This is a genomic window from Allobosea sp. NPDC055332 (assembly GCF_053645455.1).
The window spans coordinates 220,916-241,693 of the sequence record NZ_JBSHMO010000005.1 but is presented as its reverse complement, the minus strand read 5'-3'; the positions used below and the strand labels follow the sequence as shown (position 1 = coordinate 241,693).

At 66.3% G+C, this 20,778-nt stretch carries 22 protein-coding genes; 10 read left to right on the top strand and 12 right to left on the bottom strand.

Annotation, left to right across the window (positions count from 1 at the left end; translation table 11 throughout):
* The first annotated feature begins 8 nt into the window (after positions 1–8).
* The gene (locus ACWIGM_RS26650; RefSeq protein WP_454028997.1) at positions 9–770 is read left to right on the top strand and encodes an SPOR domain-containing protein; all 762 of its coding nucleotides are present in this window, start codon (positions 9–11) and stop codon (positions 768–770) included.
* A gap of 14 nt (positions 771–784) precedes the next feature.
* Here the strand turns inward: ACWIGM_RS26650 and ACWIGM_RS26645 are convergent, their stop codons facing one another.
* Entirely contained in the window at positions 785–1,693 is a 909-nt protein-coding gene (locus ACWIGM_RS26645; RefSeq protein ID WP_454028996.1) for a LysR family transcriptional regulator, read from the bottom strand.
* A gap of 124 nt (positions 1,694–1,817) precedes the next feature.
* On the opposite strand from ACWIGM_RS26645, the gene ACWIGM_RS26640 reads away from it, so the two are divergent.
* The 6 genes from ACWIGM_RS26640 to ACWIGM_RS26615 are packed head-to-tail and all read left to right on the top strand — an operon-like array spanning position 1,818 to position 6,698.
* On the top strand, positions 1,818–2,477 hold the full coding sequence (locus ACWIGM_RS26640; RefSeq protein WP_454028995.1) for an RraA family protein: 660 nt from the start codon (positions 1,818–1,820) through the stop codon (positions 2,475–2,477).
* Positions 2,474–3,694 carry an aspartate transaminase gene (locus tag ACWIGM_RS26635; protein WP_454028994.1) on the top strand — a complete coding sequence of 407 codons (1,221 nt, stop codon included), beginning with the start codon at positions 2,474–2,476 and terminating at the stop codon, positions 3,692–3,694. The genes ACWIGM_RS26640 and ACWIGM_RS26635 overlap by 4 nt, the downstream gene beginning before the upstream one ends.
* A 15-nt stretch (positions 3,695–3,709) precedes the next feature.
* The gene (locus tag ACWIGM_RS26630; protein ID WP_454028993.1) at positions 3,710–4,522 is read left to right on the top strand and encodes an ABC transporter substrate-binding protein; all 813 of its coding nucleotides are present in this window, start codon (positions 3,710–3,712) and stop codon (positions 4,520–4,522) included.
* A gap of 31 nt (positions 4,523–4,553) precedes the next feature.
* Complete coding sequence (locus ACWIGM_RS26625; RefSeq protein ID WP_454028992.1) at positions 4,554–5,252, top strand: amino acid ABC transporter permease; 699 nt, start codon at positions 4,554–4,556, stop codon at positions 5,250–5,252.
* Positions 5,252–5,962 carry an amino acid ABC transporter permease gene (locus ACWIGM_RS26620; protein WP_454028991.1) on the top strand — a complete coding sequence of 237 codons (711 nt, stop codon included), beginning with the start codon at positions 5,252–5,254 and terminating at the stop codon, positions 5,960–5,962. The genes ACWIGM_RS26625 and ACWIGM_RS26620 overlap by 1 nt, the downstream gene beginning before the upstream one ends.
* 7 nt (positions 5,963–5,969) lie before the next feature.
* Positions 5,970–6,698, top strand: coding sequence for an amino acid ABC transporter ATP-binding protein (locus ACWIGM_RS26615; protein ID WP_454028990.1), 729 nt, complete (start codon positions 5,970–5,972; stop codon positions 6,696–6,698).
* A gap of 223 nt (positions 6,699–6,921) precedes the next feature.
* On the opposite strand, the gene ald is transcribed toward ACWIGM_RS26615, so the two are convergent.
* Entirely contained in the window at positions 6,922–8,037 is a 1,116-nt protein-coding gene (gene ald, locus ACWIGM_RS26610) for an alanine dehydrogenase (RefSeq protein WP_454028989.1), read from the bottom strand.
* A 163-nt stretch (positions 8,038–8,200) separates the two neighbouring features.
* Between ald and ACWIGM_RS26605 the strand changes: the two genes are divergently transcribed.
* The gene (locus tag ACWIGM_RS26605) at positions 8,201–8,698 is read left to right on the top strand and encodes an Lrp/AsnC family transcriptional regulator (protein WP_454028988.1); all 498 of its coding nucleotides are present in this window, start codon (positions 8,201–8,203) and stop codon (positions 8,696–8,698) included.
* A 437-nt stretch (positions 8,699–9,135) separates the two neighbouring features.
* Here ACWIGM_RS26605 and ACWIGM_RS26600 read toward each other — a convergent pair whose 3' ends face one another.
* The 10 genes from ACWIGM_RS26600 to ACWIGM_RS26555 form a co-directional block, all read right to left on the bottom strand.
* A complete protein-coding gene (locus ACWIGM_RS26600; protein WP_454028987.1) occupies positions 9,136–10,143 on the bottom strand; it encodes a DUF2891 domain-containing protein in 1,008 nt (335 codons plus the stop codon).
* Between the two features lie 75 nt (positions 10,144–10,218).
* Positions 10,219–11,004 carry an SDR family oxidoreductase gene (locus ACWIGM_RS26595; protein WP_454028986.1) on the bottom strand — a complete coding sequence of 262 codons (786 nt, stop codon included), beginning with the start codon at positions 11,002–11,004 and terminating at the stop codon, positions 10,219–10,221.
* A 40-nt stretch (positions 11,005–11,044) separates the two neighbouring features.
* On the bottom strand, positions 11,045–11,983 hold the full coding sequence (locus ACWIGM_RS26590; RefSeq protein WP_454029408.1) for a dihydrodipicolinate synthase family protein: 939 nt from the start codon (positions 11,981–11,983) through the stop codon (positions 11,045–11,047).
* Entirely contained in the window at positions 11,983–12,945 is a 963-nt protein-coding gene (locus tag ACWIGM_RS26585; protein WP_454028985.1) for a glutamate cyclase domain-containing protein, read from the bottom strand. Before ACWIGM_RS26585 ends, ACWIGM_RS26590 begins: the two co-directional genes overlap by 1 nt.
* Positions 12,946–13,066: 121 nt before the next feature.
* A complete protein-coding gene (locus ACWIGM_RS26580; RefSeq protein WP_454028984.1) occupies positions 13,067–13,867 on the bottom strand; it encodes a putative hydro-lyase in 801 nt (266 codons plus the stop codon).
* Between the two features lie 36 nt (positions 13,868–13,903).
* Positions 13,904–14,608 (bottom strand): ABC transporter ATP-binding protein, encoded by a 705-nt coding sequence (locus ACWIGM_RS26575; RefSeq protein WP_454029407.1) that lies wholly within the window; start codon positions 14,606–14,608, stop codon positions 13,904–13,906.
* Complete coding sequence (locus ACWIGM_RS26570; RefSeq protein ID WP_454028983.1) at positions 14,601–15,332, bottom strand: ABC transporter ATP-binding protein; 732 nt, start codon at positions 15,330–15,332, stop codon at positions 14,601–14,603. The genes ACWIGM_RS26575 and ACWIGM_RS26570 overlap by 8 nt, the downstream gene beginning before the upstream one ends.
* Positions 15,329–16,360, bottom strand: a complete 1,032-nt coding sequence (locus ACWIGM_RS26565) for a branched-chain amino acid ABC transporter permease (protein ID WP_454028982.1) — start codon at positions 16,358–16,360, stop codon at positions 15,329–15,331. The genes ACWIGM_RS26570 and ACWIGM_RS26565 overlap by 4 nt, the downstream gene beginning before the upstream one ends.
* A complete protein-coding gene (locus tag ACWIGM_RS26560; protein ID WP_454028981.1) occupies positions 16,360–17,238 on the bottom strand; it encodes a branched-chain amino acid ABC transporter permease in 879 nt (292 codons plus the stop codon). Before ACWIGM_RS26560 ends, ACWIGM_RS26565 begins: the two co-directional genes overlap by 1 nt.
* A gap of 29 nt (positions 17,239–17,267) precedes the next feature.
* Positions 17,268–18,518, bottom strand: coding sequence for an ABC transporter substrate-binding protein (locus ACWIGM_RS26555; protein ID WP_454028980.1), 1,251 nt, complete (start codon positions 18,516–18,518; stop codon positions 17,268–17,270).
* Positions 18,519–18,722: 204 nt separating this feature from the next.
* Here ACWIGM_RS26555 and ACWIGM_RS26550 point away from each other — a divergent pair, with 204 nt between their 5' ends.
* Positions 18,723–19,544, top strand: coding sequence for a GntR family transcriptional regulator (locus ACWIGM_RS26550; protein WP_454028979.1), 822 nt, complete (start codon positions 18,723–18,725; stop codon positions 19,542–19,544).
* A 101-nt stretch (positions 19,545–19,645) separates the two neighbouring features.
* The gene (locus ACWIGM_RS26545; protein ID WP_454028978.1) at positions 19,646–20,764 is read left to right on the top strand and encodes an alanine racemase; all 1,119 of its coding nucleotides are present in this window, start codon (positions 19,646–19,648) and stop codon (positions 20,762–20,764) included.
* Positions 20,765–20,778: the final 14 nt, after the last annotated feature.

Genomic DNA, 20,778 nt, shown 5'->3' with positions numbered 1-20,778 from the left:
GGGACCACATGACATTGCCTTCGAAAGATATTCTCGAGCGCATCAAGCTCGCCTTCGGCATCGCGATAGGCGGCCTGCTCCTCGTCCTGCTGACGGCCATGCTCATCTGGCCGGGGCGCGTCGCTGGGGGCATGGCGAAACATCTGGCCGCTGCCGGCATAGAGGTTTCCAAGTTTGCGTTTCTCGGCGTCGAAGCCAAGATCATCAAGGCCGGGGAAGTCGTCGAAGAAGCTGCCGCAAAGGCGCGGTCCGAGCTGGACAAAGCCAACGCCAGGCTTGCGGAGCTGCAGCACCTGCTGCGCTGCCTGGGCGCCGGCACCTGCTCAGCCGCCGAACAGGCCAAGATTGCAGCGCTGCGGACATCAGCGGCAGACCCTTCGCCCGTTATGGAAGCCGCCCGCGAGGATCTCGACAACGTCATCAAAGTCGTCCGGCAAGCCACCGCCGTGCTCACGACGCTGGCGCCACTGGTGAGCACAGGGGAGCGCGCCTGGATTGCCATCAGCGGCGGCGACCGGGACCTCGCTGCGGCCCAGCATGAAGTCGAGAAGCTCCGGGCCGCAGGTTTCCCGGCCGGGCAGATCGGGCTCCTCCTGCAAGATGGCTGGTATCGGACGGTGCTCTACTACCCGACGAGGGAAGCCGCGAACAACGCAGCCACTGCGATCGCCAAGGCTCTGGGGCGCCAGCCCTATTTCCGTGAGTTCAACCGCTGGTGTCCGAACGCGGTCGAGGTCGAGAACAAATTCGTGCGCTGCGGAGCTGCATGATCCGCAGTCGCCACTCAATCCCGCGGCAGACTGCGGGCGGTAAAGTCGCAGGAGTGCTGAGCAATGGCCGCGACCCGTGCGGCCAACGGCGAAACATCGCCTTTGCGATGCACGGCGTAGTAGCGTAGCGGCGGGATCGGCGGCTCGGTCCTGATGACGCGCAGCCGGCCGTTCGCGATCTCCGGGCCGAAATAGCTGGCGGTCAGGAAGGTAACGCCCAACCCGGCGGCAGCGAGGCCAGCCAGCACGTTCAGGCTGTTGCACTGGACGACGCGATTGATCTCGAGCCCGTTCGCCAGGGCCCAGTCGAGCACCAGCTTCTGCAGGCCGGATCCTTGCGTCTGGGTCAGGATCGGATACTTCGCCATCTCACCGAGCGGGATCAGGTTCTCGACCGGGCCGAAGCCCGGCGCCGACACCCATTCGAGCTGGACGCTGTCGAGCGGGAGATTGGCGAACTCGAAGCGCTGCGGCGGATCGAGCCCGATGACGAGGTCCAGCTCGTTGGCCGCCAGCTTGCCGAACAGGTCGACGCTGGCCGCTACCTCCGGCACCGGCACGACATTGGGGTAGTCGCGCTTCATCGCAACGATCAGCTTCGGCAGCCAGGTCAGGGCAACAAGCTCGGTCGCGCCGAAGCGGAATGGACCCGAGAAGGTCGCAGCCCCGCCGGCGGCCTCGCGGAAGCGTGGCTCCAGCGCCAGCATCTCGGCGGCGATCGGCAGACTCGCCTCGCCGGCCCGCGTCAGGCGCAGCACATGGCTCGTGCGATCGAAGAGCGAGCCGCCGATCACGGCTTCAAGCTCGATGATGCGCTTCGACACCGTCGATTGCGCCAGATGAAGGTGCCGTGACGCCTCGGTGAAGCCGCCAAGCCTGGCGGTCCAGTAGAAGGCCTCGATCTGCCTCAGGCTTGCCGGCATCGCTCCCCCTCATCACGCCTTCAAATGAAGAAAAGCGATGGTTAGCGAGAAATATATTCGCTTTCTGTCATTAAGGCCATGTCACATAATTTTCGCAATGACGCCCTTGGGGACAGAATATTCCATGCCGCTGATCGGTCATCGCAACAACCCCAGCGGCCCAGCCGTTCCCGGCGCGGTCCTGGACGGCTTCCGGGCGGCCCCGGTCTCGATCATCTCCGATGTGATGAACCGCCTGCACGGGACGAGGGCGCTGCGGCCCTATCATCGCTCGGGCCGGCTCATCGGCACGGCCGTGACGGTCAAGACCAGGCCGGGCGACAACCAGACCCTGCACCGCGCCTATGAGGTGCTGCGTCCTGGCGACGTGCTCGTCGTCGATGGCGGCGGCGACCTGACCCAGGCGCTGGTCGGCGAGATCATGATGAGCCGGGCGCGGGCGATGGGCGTGGCCGGCTTCGTCATCGACGGCGCGATCCGCGATGTCGACGCCTTCCAGCAGGCGGACTTTCCCTGCTACGCCCGCGGCGTGACGCATCGCGGCCCCTATAAGAGCGGGCCGGGCGAGATCAACGTCCCGGTCTCGATCGACGGCATGGTGGTGATGCCGGGCGACGTCGTGGTCGGCGATGCCGACGGCGTCGTCGTCTTCGACCGCGCCGACGCGACCGAACTCCTCGAGCTGGTGCGCCAGCAGGAAGAGCGTGAGGCGAATGCGCTCGCCGCGATCGCGGATGGCAAAGTCGACAGCTTCTACATGAACGCCGGAAAGGCTGCGTCGTGACTGCCTCCGCGATCCCTCTCTCCGCCCGCGTCAGCCGGATCAAGCCCTCGCCCAGCATGATGGCGCGCCTGCGCGCCCAGGAGCTGAAGGCGCAAGGCCGCGACATCATCGACCTGACCACCGGCGAGCCCGATTTCGACACGCCCCTGCATATCCAGCAGGCGACGACCGCGGCGATGGCAGCCGGCGAGACGCGCTATGCGCCGGTCAACGGCACGATGCGCTTGCGCAAGGCGATCATCGCCAAATTCGCCCGCGAGAATGGCGTGACTTATGCCGCCGACGATATCGTGGTCGGCAGCGGCGCCAAGCAGGTGATCTTCAACGCGCTCGCGGCGACGGTCGGCGAGGGCGACGAGGTCATCGTTCCCGCGCCCTACTGGGTGTCCTATCCCGATATGGTCCTGGCCTGCGACGGCACCCCGGTGATCGTCGCCTGCGGCGAGAATGCCGGTTTCAAGCTCACCGCCGAGACGCTCGAAAGCGCGATCACCCCGCGCACGCGCTGGCTGATCCTGAACACGCCCTCCAATCCGACCGGCGCCTTCTACTCCGCCGCCGAGATGGCGGCGCTGACCGAAGTGCTGAAGCGCCACCCCCAGGTCGCGCTGATGACCGACGACATCTACGAGCATATTCGCTTCGACGGTGGCGAGCCGGTCTGCCCGGTCGCGATCGCGCCCGAGCTGCGCGAACGCACCTTGCTCGTCAACGGCGTCTCCAAGACCTATGCGATGACCGGTTTCCGGATCGGCTACGGCGCCGGGCCGAAGGGGCTGGTCAAGGCGATCAACATCATCCAGTCGCAGACGACCTCGGGCGCAGCTTCGATGTGCATGGCGGCGGCAGCGGCAGCGCTCGCGGGCGACCAGAGCTTCGTTGCCGAAGCGCGCTTCGCCTATCGCCAGCGACGCGACCGCGCGGTCGAACTGCTCGACGCCATCGACGGAATGAGCTGCCTGAGGCCCGATGGCGCCTTCTATGTCTATCCGAGCTGCGCTGGACTGATCGGCCGGCGCCGGCCGGATGGGCGGGCGCTCCAGAGCGACCTCGATGTCTCCATCTACTTCCTCGAGGAAGCCGGCGTCGCCGTCCTCGACGGCTCGGCCTATGGGCTCTCGCCCTACCTGCGCCTCTCGATCGCGACCTCGCTCGGCGCGATCGAGGAGGCCTGCGCCCGCATCAAAACGGCCTGCGACGCATTGCAACGATCATAACAACAGGGGATGACGATGAAGCTCTTTACGGTTCTCGGCCTTGCGGCCGCTCTCGCGGCCGGCATCTCCGGCACCGCCCAGGCCGACCAGCTCGCCGACATCAAGGCGCGCGGCAAGCTGATCTGCGGCACGCTCGGTACGGCCGAGCCGTTCTCCTTCCAGCATCCGCAGACCCGCCAGATCGTCGGCTACGACGTCGACATCTGCCAGAAGGTCGCCGAGGCGCTCGGCGTTTCGCTGGAGCTCAAGGGCATCGCGGTCGAGGCGCGCATCCCCGAGCTTCTGCAGGGCCGCGTCGACATCCTCGCCGCCAATCTCGGCTATACGCCGGAACGGGCCCAGCAGATCGACTTCTCCCATTCCTACTTCGTCAGCCAGCAGAAGCTCCTGACCACCAAGGACTCCGGCATCACGACACTGGAAGGGCTGGCCGGCAAGAAGGTCACCGCGATCAAGGGCTCGTCCTCCGAGCAGGGCGTGCGCCGGCTGATCCCGACCGCCGAGACGGTGACTTTCCAGGACACCTCCTCGGCCTTCCTGGCATTGGCGCAGGACAAGGTCGATGCCTTCTGCGGCTCCGAGCTCATCCTGGTGAAGCTCGCCAAACAGTCGAAGGTGCCGATGCTGGTGATCGAGAAGTCGCTCTTCGTCGAACCCTGGGGTCTCGGCCTGCGCAAGGGCGAGGCTGCCTTCAAGGAGCAGGTCAACGGCGTCCTGACCAAGCTCGTCAGCTCGGGCGAGATCGACACGATCTTCAACAAATGGCTGGGCGAGGGCACGGCCTTCAACATCAAGCGCGACTACAAGGTCGAAGAGATCAAGAGCTGATCGCCAGGCGCGAACCGGGGAGAGCCGGTCGATGGGCTATGTCTTCGATCTCGGCAGCGTGCTCAGCGGGAAATATCTCGACTGGTTCCTGATCGGCCTCGCCACCACGCTGGCGCTGACGGCAGTGGCCTGGTGCCTCGCCATGGCGATGGGGATCATCCTGACGCTCGTCCGGATGATCCCGTTCCCGCCGCTCGGCTGGTTCGTCGCGCTCTATGTCGAATACCACCGTAACGTCCCGCTGCTGGTCCAGATCTTCGTCTGGTATTTCGGCGTGCCCTCGCTGCTGCCGCGCCCGGCGCGGCAATGGATCAACGCTCATCACGGCGAATTCCTGCTGGCGGCGATCGCGCTCGGCCTCGCGGCGGCCGCCTATGTCGCCGAGGATATCCGCAGCGGCATCCGTTCGATCCCGAAGGCCCAGTACGAGGCTGCCCGCTCGATCGGCTTCGGCTATCTCGGCGCCATGGGCTACATCGTGCTGCCGCAGGCGATGCGCATCGCGGTGCCGCCGCTGATCAACCAGACCCTGCTGCTGTTCAAGAACACCAGCCTCGCCATGGCGATCGGCGTCGGCGAGCTGACCTACCGGACCCGCGAGGTCGAAAGCTACACCTTCAAGACCTTCGAGGCCTTCGCGGTCGCGACCGCGATCTACCTCGCCATCTCCTTCGCCATCATGGCGCTCGGCAGCTGGTCCGGTCAGCGCCTCAAGCTCGAGACGCGCTGATGCTCGAAATCCTCGAAAACAACTGGCTGCTCTTCCTGGTCGGACAGTACCCGCACGGACCGATCGGCGGCCTCGCCATGACGCTGTTCATGGCCTCGATCTCGCTGGCGCTGTGCTTTCCCTTCGCGATCGGCCTGGCGCTGGCGCGCCTCAGCCCCTATCGCTGGCTGCGCCTGCCCGCGACTGCGATCGTGCACACGGTGCGTGGCCTGCCGCTGATCATGTTCATCTTCTGGACCTATTTCTTCTCGCCGCTGATCATCGGCCGCGCGGTCGGCGGGGTTGAGACGCTGGTGATCGCGCTCGTCGTCTACGAAGCCGCCTATCTCTCCGAGATCATCCGCGCCGGCATCGAGGGCCTGCCCAAGGGCCAGACCGAGGCGGCGACCTCGCTCGGCCTGCGCTACTGGCCGACGACGATCAAGGTCATATTGCCGCAGGCACTGCACAACATGCTGCCGAGCATGGTCAGCCAGTTCGTCTCGACCATCAAGGAGACCTCGCTCGGCTACGTCATCAGCGCCCATGAGCTCACCTTCGCAGCAGCCCAGGTCAACAACGTCCTGCTGACCCAGCCCTTCGAAGTCTACGGCATCCTGGCGCTGACCTATTTCGCGCTCTGCTTCGCGCTGACCTCGCTGGCGCGCCTGATCGAGCGGCGCATTTCGGCCGGCCGTGGCGGCGCGCCCGGTGTCCTGGTCGCAGCGTGAGGCAGCGATGATCCGCTTCGAGAACGTCGACAAATGGTTCGGGCCGCTGCAGGTGCTGGCGGATGTCTCCGGCGAGGTCCGGCGCGGCGAGGTCAAGGTGCTGGTCGGCCCGTCCGGCTCGGGCAAGTCGACCCTGATCCGCACCGTGACGCGCCTGGAACGCATCCAGGCCGGGCGGGTGCTGGTCGACGGCGCCGATATCGCCGCCCGCGGTCTCGACATCAACCGCCTGCGCCAACGCGTCGGCTTCGTCTTCCAAGCCTACAACCTGTTCCCGCATCTCACGGCGATCGGCAACATCACGCTCGGCCTGACCAAGTTGCGGGGCATGCCCAAGGCGGCGGCGCGCGAACGCGCCATGGAGGAGCTCGCCCGCGTCGGCCTGACCGAGAAGGCGAACGAGATGCCCGGCATGCTCTCGGGTGGGCAAAGGCAGCGCGTCGCCATCGCCCGGTCGCTGGCGATGGACCCGCAGGTGATGCTGTTCGACGAGCCGACCTCGGCGCTCGATCCCGAAATGGTCGGCGAGGTACTGGTCGCGATGAAGCGACTCGCGGCAGGCGGCATGACCATGATCTGCGTCACGCACGAGATCGGCTTTGCCCGCGAGGTCGCGGACGAGATCTGGTTCATGGAAGCCGGCAGGCTGATCGAGCGCGGGAGTCCGGCGGAGTTCGCCGGCAGCGCGGCCAGCTCGCGGCTGGGAGCATTCCTGCAGAGGGCCGGCCTGAGCTGAGGGCCTGGCGACGACAGTGACTATGGCCATTTGCATCCGACCACTCGCGCGAGCGCCATGAACGGACATTGGGCGGCTGCCTGAAAGCGGACATTCGGCTTGTGTTCGCCTGCCATCCAGTGGGTCTGGAAGGAGCGTTTCAGCACTTCTGGAGGCAGGAGCAGAGGGCCGGATCGCAGTGCGCTTCCGCCCCCTGTCGTCCTTTGAGGCTAGAGCTTGGTCATCAGGCGGCAATCGCCTTTTGGACCGGCACGTGGGGCTTGTTGAGGCTCTCGGCGACCTGGGAATTTGTGATCCGGCCTCGATGCACATTCAGGCCGGCAGCAAGGTGCGGGTCCTCTTCGATCGCCTTCAGGCCGCGTGCCGCCAATGCCAGGCCGAACGGCAGCGTGGCGTTGTTCAAGGCATAACTCGATGTGAGCGGTACAGCTCCGGGCATGTTGGCGACGCAATAATGAATGACCCCTTCAATCTCGAAGGTGGGCGAAGCGTGCGTCGTCGGTCGGGAGGTTTCGAAACAGCCGCCCTGATCGATCGCAACATCGACGAGCACCGCTCCGCGTTTCATCCTCGAAAGCTGCGCGCGGGAAACCAGACGGGGGGCTGCTGCCCCCGGGATGAGGACGGCCCCGATCACCACGTCGGCCGCGAGCACCTCTTCTTCGATGGCCTGTTGGGTGGAAAAGCGCGTTCTTGCGCGGCCACCGAAATGCTCATCCAGCTGCCTGAGGCGGGGCAGGGACCGATCGAGAATGACAATGTCAGCTCCAAGCCCAGCGGCCATCCGGGCGGCGTGTGTCCCAACCACTCCACCGCCAATGATGGCAACGCGCGCGGGCGCCACGCCCGGCACGCCCCCGATCAGCATGCCTCGGCCACCCGCGTGCCGCTGCAGGCAAGACCCCGCTGCTTCGATCGAAAGTCGGCCGGCAACTTCGCTCATGGGGGCGAGCAGAGGGAGGCCGCCGAAGCGATCCGTCACCGTTTCATAGGCGACCGCGGTCACGCCGGAATTCAGCAGACCGGCCGTCTGCTCCGGATCCGGAGCCAAGTGCAGGTAGGTGAAGAGAATTTGGCCTTCGCGAAGCTGGGTCCATTCCGACGGCTGAGGCTCTTTGACCTTTACGATCATCTCGGCCTTGGCGAAAATCTCGGCCGCGGTTGCCGCGATGCGTGCGCCAGCGGCTTCGTAAGCCTGATCTGAAGCGGAGATGCCAGCACCGGCATTCGTCTCGACCAGCACCTCGTGCCCCGCAGACACATATTCTCGCGCGGCTTCCGGGGTCAGGCCGACCCGGTATTCATGAACCTTGATTTCCTTGGGAACGCCTACGCGCATTTGATCCTCCCGAAGTCTTGGAGCGGCGATAGTAGCGCATGAGCGCAAGCGAATTCCGACGAATTGCGGTGGGATCGCCGCCGGTTTTATGGGATTCAAGCGGCTATTACGGATATGATGCTGATATCGTGCGTAATCTTGGCCGTAGTCGCAGGAACACACCATGGCTCTGGATCATCTGTCGCGTGTCCTTTTGTCCGAACTCGTCGAAGATGGCCGCGCTAGCCATATCAAGCTCGCCGAGCGCATCGGCTTGTCCGCCACAGCGGTGGCCCGACGACAACGCGCCTTGGAGGAGGAGGGCGTCATCGTCGGCTATCACGCACGATTGAGCCAGAAGGTGCTTGGTCTTGGGGTGACCGTGATCGTCAGACTGGCGCTGAACAGCCAGAGTGAAGATGCCCTTTCCGCATTCGAAAAGGCCGTCGCCAAATGCCCGTCGGTTCTGAGGTGCTTCCTGATGTCCGGGGAGGACGATTATCTGCTCACTGTCGTCGCCCGGGACGTCGAGGACTTCGAGCATGTTCACAAGACGCAGTTGTCCCGGTTGCCGCACGTTGCCCGGATCCAATCGAGCTTTGCGCTCCGTCAGATCATCGAGCGGCCGGTTCTGCCTCAGTTTCGATCAGGAGAGGGGCGCCCCAGCCAAGCGGACCGATAGCGGAGGACGCCCCCGGGCAGATGATGTGATCTGCCAACAGCTCTCGAGCGCGCTGGGCTGGATCTCCAGCAGCCGGGTCTGCCGCCAACTCGCGCTGCAAAGGTTACGGTCGCGCAAGCGCCAGGAGCGGACATTGCCGCTCTGCCCGGAAGCGAACAGACGGAGCGCGCGAGGGTTTTGTCATGGATCGGGTGCTGGAGAGGCCGATGACGAAGAACTCGCCAGGCGCCTCCAGTGCGCTTTCCGACACGCAAATCCGACGCTGCAGCCATACGCTGCGCAGGCCACAGCATCGAACTTAGGCTGCCTGCCCAGGGCAAGAACGATGCGTACGCATAGCTAACCTGTCGACTCGAACCGACCGCCGGACAGAAGACCTGCCACCATCGTCGCCGAGCACCTCCGGTGCTGGTGCTAAGGCCCTTTTCGGCCCTGCTTCAGGCTTCGAGCGCCAGTACGGCGAAGCTCGCCAGCCAGTGCTCACCCATATAATCGCCGGCGATATGCGGCATGCCGGCCGTCAGATGCCGGTCCGCCGCCTCCTCGGCGACGGCGCGGCGCACATCATCTGCCGGCAGCGCCGAGGCGATCGATCGCCAGCACCAGGCACGACTGAGATTGAGGCCATCGAGATGGGCGATCTTGCCGTCGGAGCGATCGGTGACGGTCGCCGGCTGGAACAGGGTCGCCGGCTCACGCTGTGCGATGCGCGGCAGGAAGCGGTCGAACCAGGGCAGGAACTCCTCCGCCGGCAGCAGGCGGCGCATGCATTCGGCCTCGATCAGCGCCGAAGACTGGAAGTCGTCGCCACTCGGCTCGCCCCAGGCCGGGCAATCGACATCGGCGCCATACCAGCGCCGGCCGGTCTCGCCGAGCAGCGCCGCGAGCGCGTGGTCCTCGCTGACGACGGCGTAGTCCATCGCCATCCTGAGGCCGAAGGCGGTGTTGAAATGGGTGCCGACCCGCACCGGATAGGTGGCGAGCGGCAGGAAATCGCGAAAGCGCTGCGCGAAGACCTCCGCCAGCGGCCTCAGGCGATCCGACCAGCGCTTGTCGTCGTGCAAAGCGAGCTCCTCGGCCAGCTTCAGCAGCCAACCCCAGCCATAGGGGCGCTTGAAGCCGCGCGCGGTCGGGGCTGCCAGATAGGCGCACTCGACCGCGATCTTCTCGGCGACGAACTGCTCGTCGAAGAGCGCCCGGATGTCGGCCGCCGCAGGCATGTCCGGGAAGAGCCGCAGCAGCCGCGCCAGCATCCAGTAGCTGTGCACGCAGGAATGCCAGTCATAGCTGCCATAGAACACCGGATGGAGCTGGCTCGGCGTCTGGGCGTCCTGCGGGCCCGCCAAAGTGTGGTCGGGCTTGTTCGGGTATTCGCGCTGGACGTGCCCGAGCGCGATGCCGGCGAACCGTGCCGCCAGTTCGGGCGTGAGAGTCGGTTTTGACATGACTGGTCCTTTTCCGCTGGCGGCCTTCCGGCCTGCCTCAATAGCTGGCTGCTGACAAGGCTCGCCAGGCGAGCCTCAGATGCTGGCGATCAGCCCGCCATCGACGCGGACGACGCTTCCGGTGATGTAGGAGGCGCGCTCGCTGGCGAGGAAGGCGACGGTGTCGGCATATTCTTCCGGCCGGCCATAGCGCCCGAGTGGGATCGAGCCGGTGCTTTCCGCGCTCACCGCCTCGACCGATCGGCCCTCGCGCTCGGCCTTGGCCTTGTCGAGAAAGCGGATGCGATCAGTGGCGATGCGGCCGGGCAGGATGATGTTGGCGGTGACGCCGTCGCGCCCGACCTCGCGCGCCAGCGTCTTCGACCAGCCGACCAGCGACAGCCGCAACGCATTGGAGATGCCGAGATTGGGGATCGGCGCGACCACGCCGGATGAGGTGCTGGTGACGATCCGGCCCCAGCCGCGTTCCCGCATGCCGGGCAGGACCCGGTCGGTGATCGCGATGGTCGACAGCACCATGCCCTCGAAGCTGCGGCGCCAGAGCCCGGCATCCTGCCCAGCGGCGGGCGTCGGTGGCGGCCCGCCGGTATTGTTGACGAGAATGTCGACCGGGCCGAGGCGCTCCTCGATCGCGCGGACATGCGTATCGATCGCGGCGATGTCGGCGAGGTCCCAGACGATGCCCTGCGCAACGCCGCCAGCGCTTTCGACGGCCTGAACCGACGCCGCCAGGGCCGCCGCGTCGACGTCACCGAGTGCGAGTTTCGCGCCTGCTCCCGTCAGAGCGAGAGCGATGGCCCGCCCCAATCCGCCGCCGCCGCCCAGCACAAGGGCGACGCGGCCAGCAATACCGAGATCCATGATCTAGTCCTTAGAGAAAGGGAGCGGATGCCAAGGCAGCTCAGGCAGCCCGGGCAAGCGCGCGCTGGTCGAAGCGAGACAGGCGCGCGAGCAGATAGTCGACCTCGGTGCGTGCCTTCGCCGGCAGAACCGAGCCGGGCATGCGCTGGCTGTCGCTGGCGATAATGCCGCGCTTCATCAGCACATATTTGCGCACGGCGAGGCCGACGCCGGGCTGCTGCTCGTAGCGCAGCAGCGGCAGATGCGCGTCGAAGAGATCATGCGCCTCGTCGCGGCAGCCGGCCTTCTGCAGACGCACGACGTCGACCAGCATCTCAGGAAAGGCATAGCCGGTCATCGCGCCGTCGACACCGCGCTCCGTTTCGAAATCGAGGAAGAGCCCGCCATTGCCGACGAGGATCGAGATCGGGCGCAATTCGCCGCGCGCCTGGAGCGCCCGCAGGGTCGAGATCTTCTCGAGCCCCGGCCAGTCCTCATGCTTGAGCATGACGCAGGACGGATTCTCCTCGACGATCCGGCGGATCACCCCCGGCGTCATCACCACCGTGAGCGTCAGCGGATAATCCTGGATGACGAAGGGGATGTCCTCGCCGATCGCCGTGACGGCCTGGCGATAATAGCCGGTGATCTGATCATCGGTGCGCAGGGAGGGTGGTGGCGCGATCATCACGCCGGCGGCGCCCCGCTCCATGACCGAGCGCGCCAACGAGCGCATGGCGGCAAAGCCCGGCGCCGAGACACCGACGATCACCGGCAGGCCCTTCATCCCCGAGATGAAACGGGAGGCGACGGAGAGCGACTCCTCCGGCTCCAGCTTCGAGGCTTCGCCCATGATGCCTAGCACGGTGGCGCCGGTGGCGCCGGCCGTCAGATAGGTCTGGATGAGCCGGTCGATCGAGGCGTCGTCGATCCGCCCATCGGCGTGGAACGGGGTCGGCGCGATCGGAAAGACGCCTTCGGCTTCGGCAGTGAGCATGATCAGGCTTCCTGGGCTTGAGCGGATGCCGCAACAGCGGCGGACGGGGCGAGGACGAGGGCGCGGATCTCTTCGACGAGATCGCCATGCTGCTCGACCGGGATGCGGTCGATGCTCATCTGCAAGGTGCCGGGCCGGTCGACGCGGCTGTCGTCGATCGCCTGTCCGACTTCGACCGCAGCCGCCAGGAACTCGCGTTCCCTCTCGCGGGTGAAATGGCCGAGCAAGGCCGATGCGAGGTCCGGCCGCAGCGTCGCGACCGAGCCGAGCAGGCCGTACGCTCCCCAGTTCGAGACCCCGGCGACGATCAGGTGATCGCTCGGCGTCTGCGCCGCGATCAGGGGGCCGTTCGGGATGTCGTCCTTGACGATCTCGACCGGCAGCGAGCCCATGCCGATCTCGTTGCCGCCGTCGCCGATGCCGATCGTCGTCCAAGGCCGGTCCCAGCCGGCCTCGTCGAAGAGCAGATGCAGCGGCGCGGTCTCGCGCGACATGTCCCAGCCATGCTCGCGATGCGGCTTGCCGTCCGAGCCCGGCGCGACGCGCTCGATCGCGACCAGATGGGAAAGCGGCGCCTCGTCCTCCTCCAGCCGCTTGCGCAGCCGCCGGACAGCCGCCTCGCTGACATCGACGATCTCGAGCTCGACCTTGTGCGGCAAGGCATCGACCACCGCCCAGACCGCCTTGGCGCAGGGCGCGTCGGTGATCACGGTGACGCGGAACCCGGCCGCGGCGAAGCCGGCGGCGAGATGGCCCATGCCGTTCAAACCGTCGGTCTCCGGCGAAGGCGGGTTGGCGTGGCGGATGAAGAAGCCGACGACGATGCCGACATGCGGCCGCGGCGTTTCGGCGACGGAACGCGCCGCCCGGCCGAGATTGCCCTTGGCGAAATCGACCAGCCGCGAAATGTCGCGCCGGACATGCTGCCCGATCACCGCTTCGATCTTCGTTATCCGGTCACTCATCACAGAGTCTCCAATGATATATGTTACGTATATTTATTGTTTCGACACAAGCGCACCTATCACCGGCCTGCATCCGCCCAAGCGGATGTCGACCGACGGGCCGCCGCGTCGGTCTTCGGCTTCAGAACACCGAGAACTCGGCGTTGCGCCGGTCGGTAATCAGCATCGAGGCCGGCTTGTGCGTGATGCAGAACGGCAGGCCGGCCTGCTCGACGGCGAGCTGCGAGGTGACGCCGCAGGCCCAGAACAGCGGGACCTCGCCGTCATGGATCGGCACGGCGTCGCCGCCATATTCGGCCCGTGCGAGATCGGCGATGCCGATCGCAGCAGGATCGCCGAAATGGATCGGCGCGCCGTGGACCTGCGGGAAGCGGCTGGTGATCTGGATCGCCCGGATCGCCTTCGCCGGCGTGAACGGCCGCATCGTCACGACGATCGGCCCCTTGAACGGGCCTGCCGGCGCGGTCGCGATGTTGGTCGTGTACATCGGGTTGACCAGGCCGAGCTCGTTGTGGCGGATGCCGAGCCCGGCCTCCTCGATCGCCTCCTCGAATGAAAACGAGCAGCCGAGCGCGAAGGTGACGAGATCGTCGCGCCAGAGATCGGTGATGTCGTGGACGACAGCGGTCTCGCGCCCGTTCTCGACGACCCGGTAGGCCGGGACATCGCTGCGCATGTCGATGTCCTCGCCCAGGCTCGGCAAGGACGGATCGCCCGGCCGGCCCATAGCGAGCAGCGGACAGGGCTTGGGATTGCGCTGGCAGAAGGCCAGGAAATCCGCGGCATAGGCTGCGGGCAGGATCACGATATTGGCCTGCACGAAGCCGCGCGCCAGCGTGCCGGTCTGCCCACGATAAGCGCCGGAGCGGATCTGCCGGCGCGCCTCGGACAATGCTGCGGCGGGCGACGAGCGTTCATTCATCGGATGGTCTCCAGAAGCGACACTGAGCATAGCCGGTCAGATACCGAGATAAGCCTTGCGGACATTGGGATCGTCGCGCACCTCTGCCGCCGTGCCCGACAGGCTGACGCGGCCGGTCTGCAGCACATAGGCGCGGTCGGCGATCTCCAGGCTCTCGACCAGCCGCTGCTCGACGAGCAGCACGGTGACGCCGCTGTCGCGGATGGCGAGCACGGCCTGGAAGATCTCGTCGACCAGCTTGGGCATGATGCCCTGCGACGGCTCGTCGAGCATTAGGAGGCGCGGACGCGTCATCAGGGCGCGGCCGATCGCGAGCATCTGCTGCTCGCCGCCGGAGAGGGTCTCGGCCCGCTGCGGCAATCGCTCCTGCAGGCGTGGGAACAGCTTGAACACCTGTTCGAGCGGCGCTTCGCGATCGGCCTTGCTGCGATGGAGATAGCTGCCGAGGCGCAGATTGTCGGCGACCGACAGGCGCGGGAACAGGCGCTTGCTCTCCGGCACATAGGCGAGGCCACGCGCGGTGATCTCATGCGCCTTCAGCGTGTCGATGCGCTCGTCGGCGACGGTGACGCTGCCCGAGCGCGGCGCCTCCAGCCCCGCGATCGACTTGAGCAGCGTCGACTTGCCGGCGCCGTTGGCGCCAGCGACGACGACGATCTCACCCTTGGCGACCGAGATCGACACGTCGGAGATCGCGATCAGGCCACGATAGGTCGTGGTAAGGGAGCGGACATCAAGCAGCACGGTTGCGGTCTCCCAGATAGGCCGCGATGACGTTCTCGTTGCGAACGATCTCAGCCGGCAAGCCTTCGGCCAGCACACGTCCGAGATTGAGCACCACGGCCCGGTCGACCAGCGGCATGACGATCTCCATGACGTGCTCGACCATGATCACGGTGACGCCTTCGTCGCGGACGCGGCGAATGATCTCGACGCCCTTCTGCGCCTCCGACGGGGTGAGCCCCGTCATCACCTCGTCGAGCAGCAGGAGCTTGGGCTTCGTCGCCAGCGCGCGCGCCATTTCGAGGCGGCGCTTTTCCGGCGGCGTCAGCTCGCTGGCGGGCGCCGCGGCGCGGCCCTCGAGCCCGACATAGTCGAGCGTCTCGAAGGCGAGAGCCCTGGCGGCGCGGGCCGAGGCGTGGCGAGCGAAGGCGCCGACCACGACGTTCTCCAGCACGCTCATCGAGTCGAAGCTGCGCGGCACCTGATAGGTGCGGGCGATGCCGAGCCCGCAGCGTCGCGGGGCGGACAGGGCCGAGACGTCCTGGCCTTCGAACAGGATCCGGCCGGAGCTCGGCGGATAGGCGCCGGCGATCTGGTTGAACAGGGTCGACTTGCCGGCGCCGTTCGGGCCGATCAGCCCGAGGATCTCGCCGCGGCGGACCTTGAGGTCGATGTCGGCATTGGCGAGGAGCCCGCCGAAGCGGCGTGTCAGGCTGATGGTTTCGAGGATCGTGTCGCTCATGCCCGCTCCTCCGTCTTGGCCTGAGTTTTGGGCTGGCGCGTGAACAGGCCGATCAGGCCCTCCGGCTTGGCGAGCGAGACGACGATGATCAGCGCCCCGTAGATGATCAGGTCGAGGCCGCTGCCCGAGCCGCCCATATAGCTGCGCGAGATCTCGGTGAGCGGGATCAGGATCGCCGCCCCGAGCGCTGGCCCCCAGAGGGTGCCGATGCCGCCGAGGACCGCAGGCAGGGCGAACAGCAGCGAGAAGCGGAAGGTCATCACGCTTTCCGGGTCGATATAGGCGACGAAGGCCGCGTAGAAGGCTCCGCCCACGGCGGTGAAGAAGGCCGACACCGCCGCCGCCGCCATCTTCGAGCGGAAGATCTCGACGCCGAGGCTCTCGGCCGCTTCCGGATTGTCCTTGACCGCGCGCCACCAGTAGCCCCAGCGCGAGCCTTCGATCAGCCAGGTCGCGAACCAGGTCACGGCGAGGAAGCCGAGCGCGAGATAGACGTAAGGCAGCTTGTCGCGGCCGAACTGCAGGCTCGCCCAGCTGTCGGCGCCGATCGGCCACTGGATGCCGAGCGCCGCGCCGACATACTCCCAATTGTGCACGAGCAGCAGGCCGATCTCGGCGATGACGATGGTGGCGATCGAGAAGTAATGCCCCTTCAGCCGGAAGCAGGGATAGCCGAGGCCGAGCGCCAGCACGGCCGATACGGCACCTCCCACGAGCATGCCGGCCCAGGGCGTGATCCCGAACTTCACGAACAGCACCGAGGAAAAATAGGCGCCGATGCCGAAATAGAGCGCGTGCCCGAGCGAGATCTGGCCGCAATAGCCGCCAAGGATGTTCCAGCTCTGCGACAGCGCCGCGAACATCAGCGTCAGCACGAGCACGTTGAGGAGATAGATGTCGCGCAGGACGAGTGGCAGCGCGGCGATCAGCGCGAAGACGATCGCGGCGGTGACGAGATGCCGGTTTCGGCCGGCGCGATAGGCGCCGTCCAGCGCGCTGGCGGGCGAGGGTTGGACCGTTGCGTGCATCACAGTTTCCCGAACAGGCCGCTCGGCCGGATGAACACCACCGCGAGATAGAGCGAGTAGATGCCGATGGATTTCATCGCCGGCGGCAGGATCACGGCGGCCAGCGCCTCGACGACGCCGACGATCAGGCCGGCGGCCAGGGCCCCGAACACGCTGCCGAAGCCGCCGAGCGCCACCGCCACATAGGCGATCAGCCCGAACGCCCCGCCGACCTGCGGATGGATGTAGTAGAAGATCGCCAGCACCGAGCCGGCGAGACCGACCAGCGCCGCCCCGAGGCCCCAGCCCAGCGCGAACACCCTGTTGCGGTCGATGCCGACCAGCGCCACCGCGCCCTGGTCCTCGCGCGTCGCCTCGAGCGCCTTGCCAAAATCGGTACGGCTCATCAGGAAGTAGAGTCCACCGAAGGCGGCGATCGAGACCAGCCCGCCATAGATTTGCGGCAAGGGCAGGAAGACGCCGAAGAGATCGAGCGTCCGGCCGCCGAGCCAGCTATTGGTGATGCTGCGGTAATCGGGGCTGAACAGATATTGCGAGGCGCCCTGGATCAGGACGGCGAGGCCGAAGGTCGCGAAGATCTGGACCATGCCGAAATTCGCCTTCACCCGCATCGCGTGGCGAACGACCAGGACATAGGCGAGCGCGCCGAAGGCGAACATCACCGCCGTGGCGAGCGGGGCGAGGATGACGGGGTCGAGACTGGTCAGGAGCCAGAGGCCGAAGACGGCGTACATCGCCGTCGCCAGGAACTCGCCATGGGCGAAGTTCACGACGTCCATCAGTCCGAAGATGAGCGAGAGGCCGACCGCGATGAGCGCATAGAGCAAGCCCATCAGGATGCCGCTCGCAAGCACCTGAAGCAGGGCTTGCGTCGCCATGATGTAGTCCTTTCAGGAGCGTCGGAAGATCAGGAGTGCATCGGCCAGATCGCCGGGGCGATCGCGAGCGCGTCCGGGAAGATCGTGACGAATTGCCCCTTCACGTACTGGATCAGCACGGGGTCGGCGTCGTCGTTCTGCCCGTCCGGCCCGAACGCCACCTGCTTCCACGGCATGATCGTCTTCTCGCCGGGAATGCGGGTCGCCTGCAGCGCCTCGCGGATCCTCGCGCCGTCCTGGGATTTTGCCCGGTCGATGGCGTCGGCGAGGATGAGCAGGGCCATGAACTGGCGCGCTGTGTTGTCGTTGAGATCCTTGCCCGCCTTGGCCTTGTAGAGACGGTTGACCACGCCGACCGAGGGACGCTTGGCCGCCATATCGACGGAGAAACTGGCGCGCGAGATCAGCCCTTCGAGCTGGCTGCCGACCGCGTCGAACACCGCCTTCTCCGAGAAGCCGGCGGCCTGGGCAACGATGTTCCGGGGCTTGTAGCCGAGCTCTGCCATGGTCTTCACCAGCAGGATCGCATCGGTCTGGTAGCTCGACGGCAGCAGCACGTCCGGATTGGCCGATTTGAGCTGCTGCACCTCGGCGGTGAGCGAGGGCGAATTGGCGCGGTACTTGATGTCGGCCACGACCTTGTAGCCGCGCTCGGCCGCGAGCCTGCGCTGCACGCCGGATGAATCGGCGCCGAAGATCGTGTCCTCGTGGAAGATGCCGACGGTCTCGACCGGCCTGCCCTTGGTGCGCTGGGCATCGAGGAAATCGAACATGCCCTTCGTGAACATCTCGTCATGCGCGCCGGGGCGGAAGAAGAACTTCAGGCCGCGGCGATGCAGGCTCGGCGAGGATGAATCGGCCACGACATAGGGAACGCCGTAGCGTTCGCAGGTGACGCTGACCGTCGCCGATACCGAAGAATGGAAGGCGCCGATCACGGCGCAGACCTTGTCCTGCGTGATCAGGCGCTCGGCTTCCGAACGCCCCTTCTGCGGATCGCCCTGATGATCGGCATAGACCAGCCGCAGACGCGCACCGCCCAACGAGGCCAGCCCGGCGCCACGCGCGGCCGGCAGGTCGATGTCGAAATTGCCGTTCACCACCTCGGTGGCGACCTCGATCGCCTGGCGGGCGTCGACGCCGATCTGCGCGTTCGGCCCCGACATTGGGAAGATCACCCCGATCTTCACCTCCGGCGCAGCGCTCTGCGCCCGCGCCCCGAGGCTCGCCAGAACCACGCCGCCACCCAGCAGCAGCTCGCGCCGACCCAATGCCTTCATCTCACCCTCCCCTTGTCTGCGAAGCCGGCAGGCCCAGCCTCGCGGTTGAGAGTTAGATATACGTAGCATATATTTGATTCAAGCAAATTCTTCGGGCATATGGATACGGCACAGATCGAGGCGCCTTATCGCCTTGTATCGACAGAAGAATCGGCCTTCGCTCCAGCTTGGGGCGACACGCGGACGACATCGAACGAGGATGACATGAGCAAAGCGGGCAAGGCCGATGAGGCGCAGCGGGCGACCGCCGGCCGCCTCCGACAGGACAAGGTCACCTCGGCAAAGGCGGCGAAGGAACCGCAGGGCGCCAAGCCCTCGCAGACCGACGCGGCGCTCGACCTGATGCGGGCCAAGATCATCGACCTGACGCTGGAGCCCGGCAGCCGGATCGACGAGCCGCTGCTGATCAAGCAGTTCAAGCTCGGCCGCACCCCGGCGCGCGAGGCGATCAACCGTCTGGTCGCCGAAGGGCTGGTCAACATCCAGCCCAATCGCGGCGGCACTTATGTCCGCGGCCTCGACTTCCGCGAGATCGGCGAGGTCGTCGCAGCCCAGCAACTGGCGGAATCGATCCTCGCACAGCTCTGCCGCTTCGAGGACCCTACGCTGGTCGCTGATCTCGAAGCGATCCAGGAGCGCTATGTGCGCGAGGTCGAACAGCGCACCTATCTCGGCATCACCTCGCTCAACGAGGAGTTCCACCTGCGCATGCACCGTTCGATCGGCAATTCATTCTTCTTCGAATTCGCCCAGTCGACTCATCGCCATGTCCGGCGCCTGCTCGTGCTGATCTACAAGATGGAGGAGGCTGAGCAGAACGTCCTCGACGACCAATTCGAGCTGAACCTCGACGAACACCGCCAGATCATCGATGCGATCCGCGGCCGTGACCGCGCCCGGCTCAAGGAGCTCCTGCCAGCTCATGCGCGCCAGGCCCAGCAGCGCCTGCTCCGGCTGCTCAGCAGCAAGAGCATCGAGCCGCTGACGCTCGATCTGCGCCCCCTCGGCCTGTCGGACCAGCCCTGATTCTGGGAAGCCGGACGCTGGCACGAACGGCTTTCAGAAACGGTCTTGCGCTTCACAGATTTAAAATATACGCAAGGTATATCTTATCTCGGAGCATCGGCATGAACGAGCACGTCCGCGCAGCTTCCCCTGCCCCCGCATTTGGCGGCACGCCGTCGCAGTCCCTGCCGGTTCCGCCCTTCCCGGTCGAGACGCCGTGCTTTGTCATTCTGGAGGACGCCGTGCTGCACAATCTCAGGCAGACGGCGAAGGGAGCTGGAGGCATCGGCCGGCTGATGCCGCACATCAAGACGCATCGCGCGCCCTGGCTGGTCGAGGCCATGCTGGCGGAGGGCGTCGAGGCCTTCAAGGCAGCGACGGCCGCCGAGGTCGAGATCGCCGCGGCTGCCGGAGCGCCCCATGTTGTCTGGGCCTACCCGACGGTGAATCCGCTGGCGATCGCCCGGGTCGCCCGCGCCGCACGGGCCCATCCTGGCTCGCGGATTGCCGCGTTGATCGATTCCGCCGAAGGGCTGCAAGCCTGGCGCGATGAACTCGCCCGCGAGCCCGCGCCCAATCTCAGGCTCCGGCTCGACCTCGACCCCGGGCTCGGGCGGACCGGCGTTCCGATCGCGCCGTCTTCCTATGAATTGGCGCTCGCGATCCAGGCTGCAGGCCTCTTCGATGGCTGGCACGCCTATGACGGCCACATCCAGAACCCCGACCGGGGCGAGCGCGTCCGACGGGTCGAAGACCTTGGCGGCCGCCTGCGCGAATTCCTGGCCGGCGCCAGGGCGCTTGGCCTCGAGGGCGACCTGATCGCCGCCGGCAGCTATTCCTTCGATCTCTGGCCGAGCGAGCTTGCGCGCTGGGTCTCGCCGGGCAGCTGGACCTATTCAAGCTCCCAGCACGACGTCGATCTTGCCGATGTCGGCTGGCGCGTCGGCGGTTATGTCCTCGCTACCGTCCTGTCGGTGCGTGAGGGGACCGCGACCCTCGATGCCGGCTCCAAGGCGATCTCGCCCGACATCCCACTCGCCGACCGCTTCCGCGGGCCCGGCCCGATCCGCCTGATGAAGGAAGAGCATGTGGTGATCGCGACGGACGATCTACGCATCGGCCAACAGGTCCCGCTGATCCCGCGCCATGGCTGCACCGCCGCCTATCTCTATGATCGCGCTCTGGTGCAAACCCGCGATGGGCGCTGGGAATACCGGGCGCAGCTCGGCGCCTCCCGCTGAAAAGGTCTGATCGG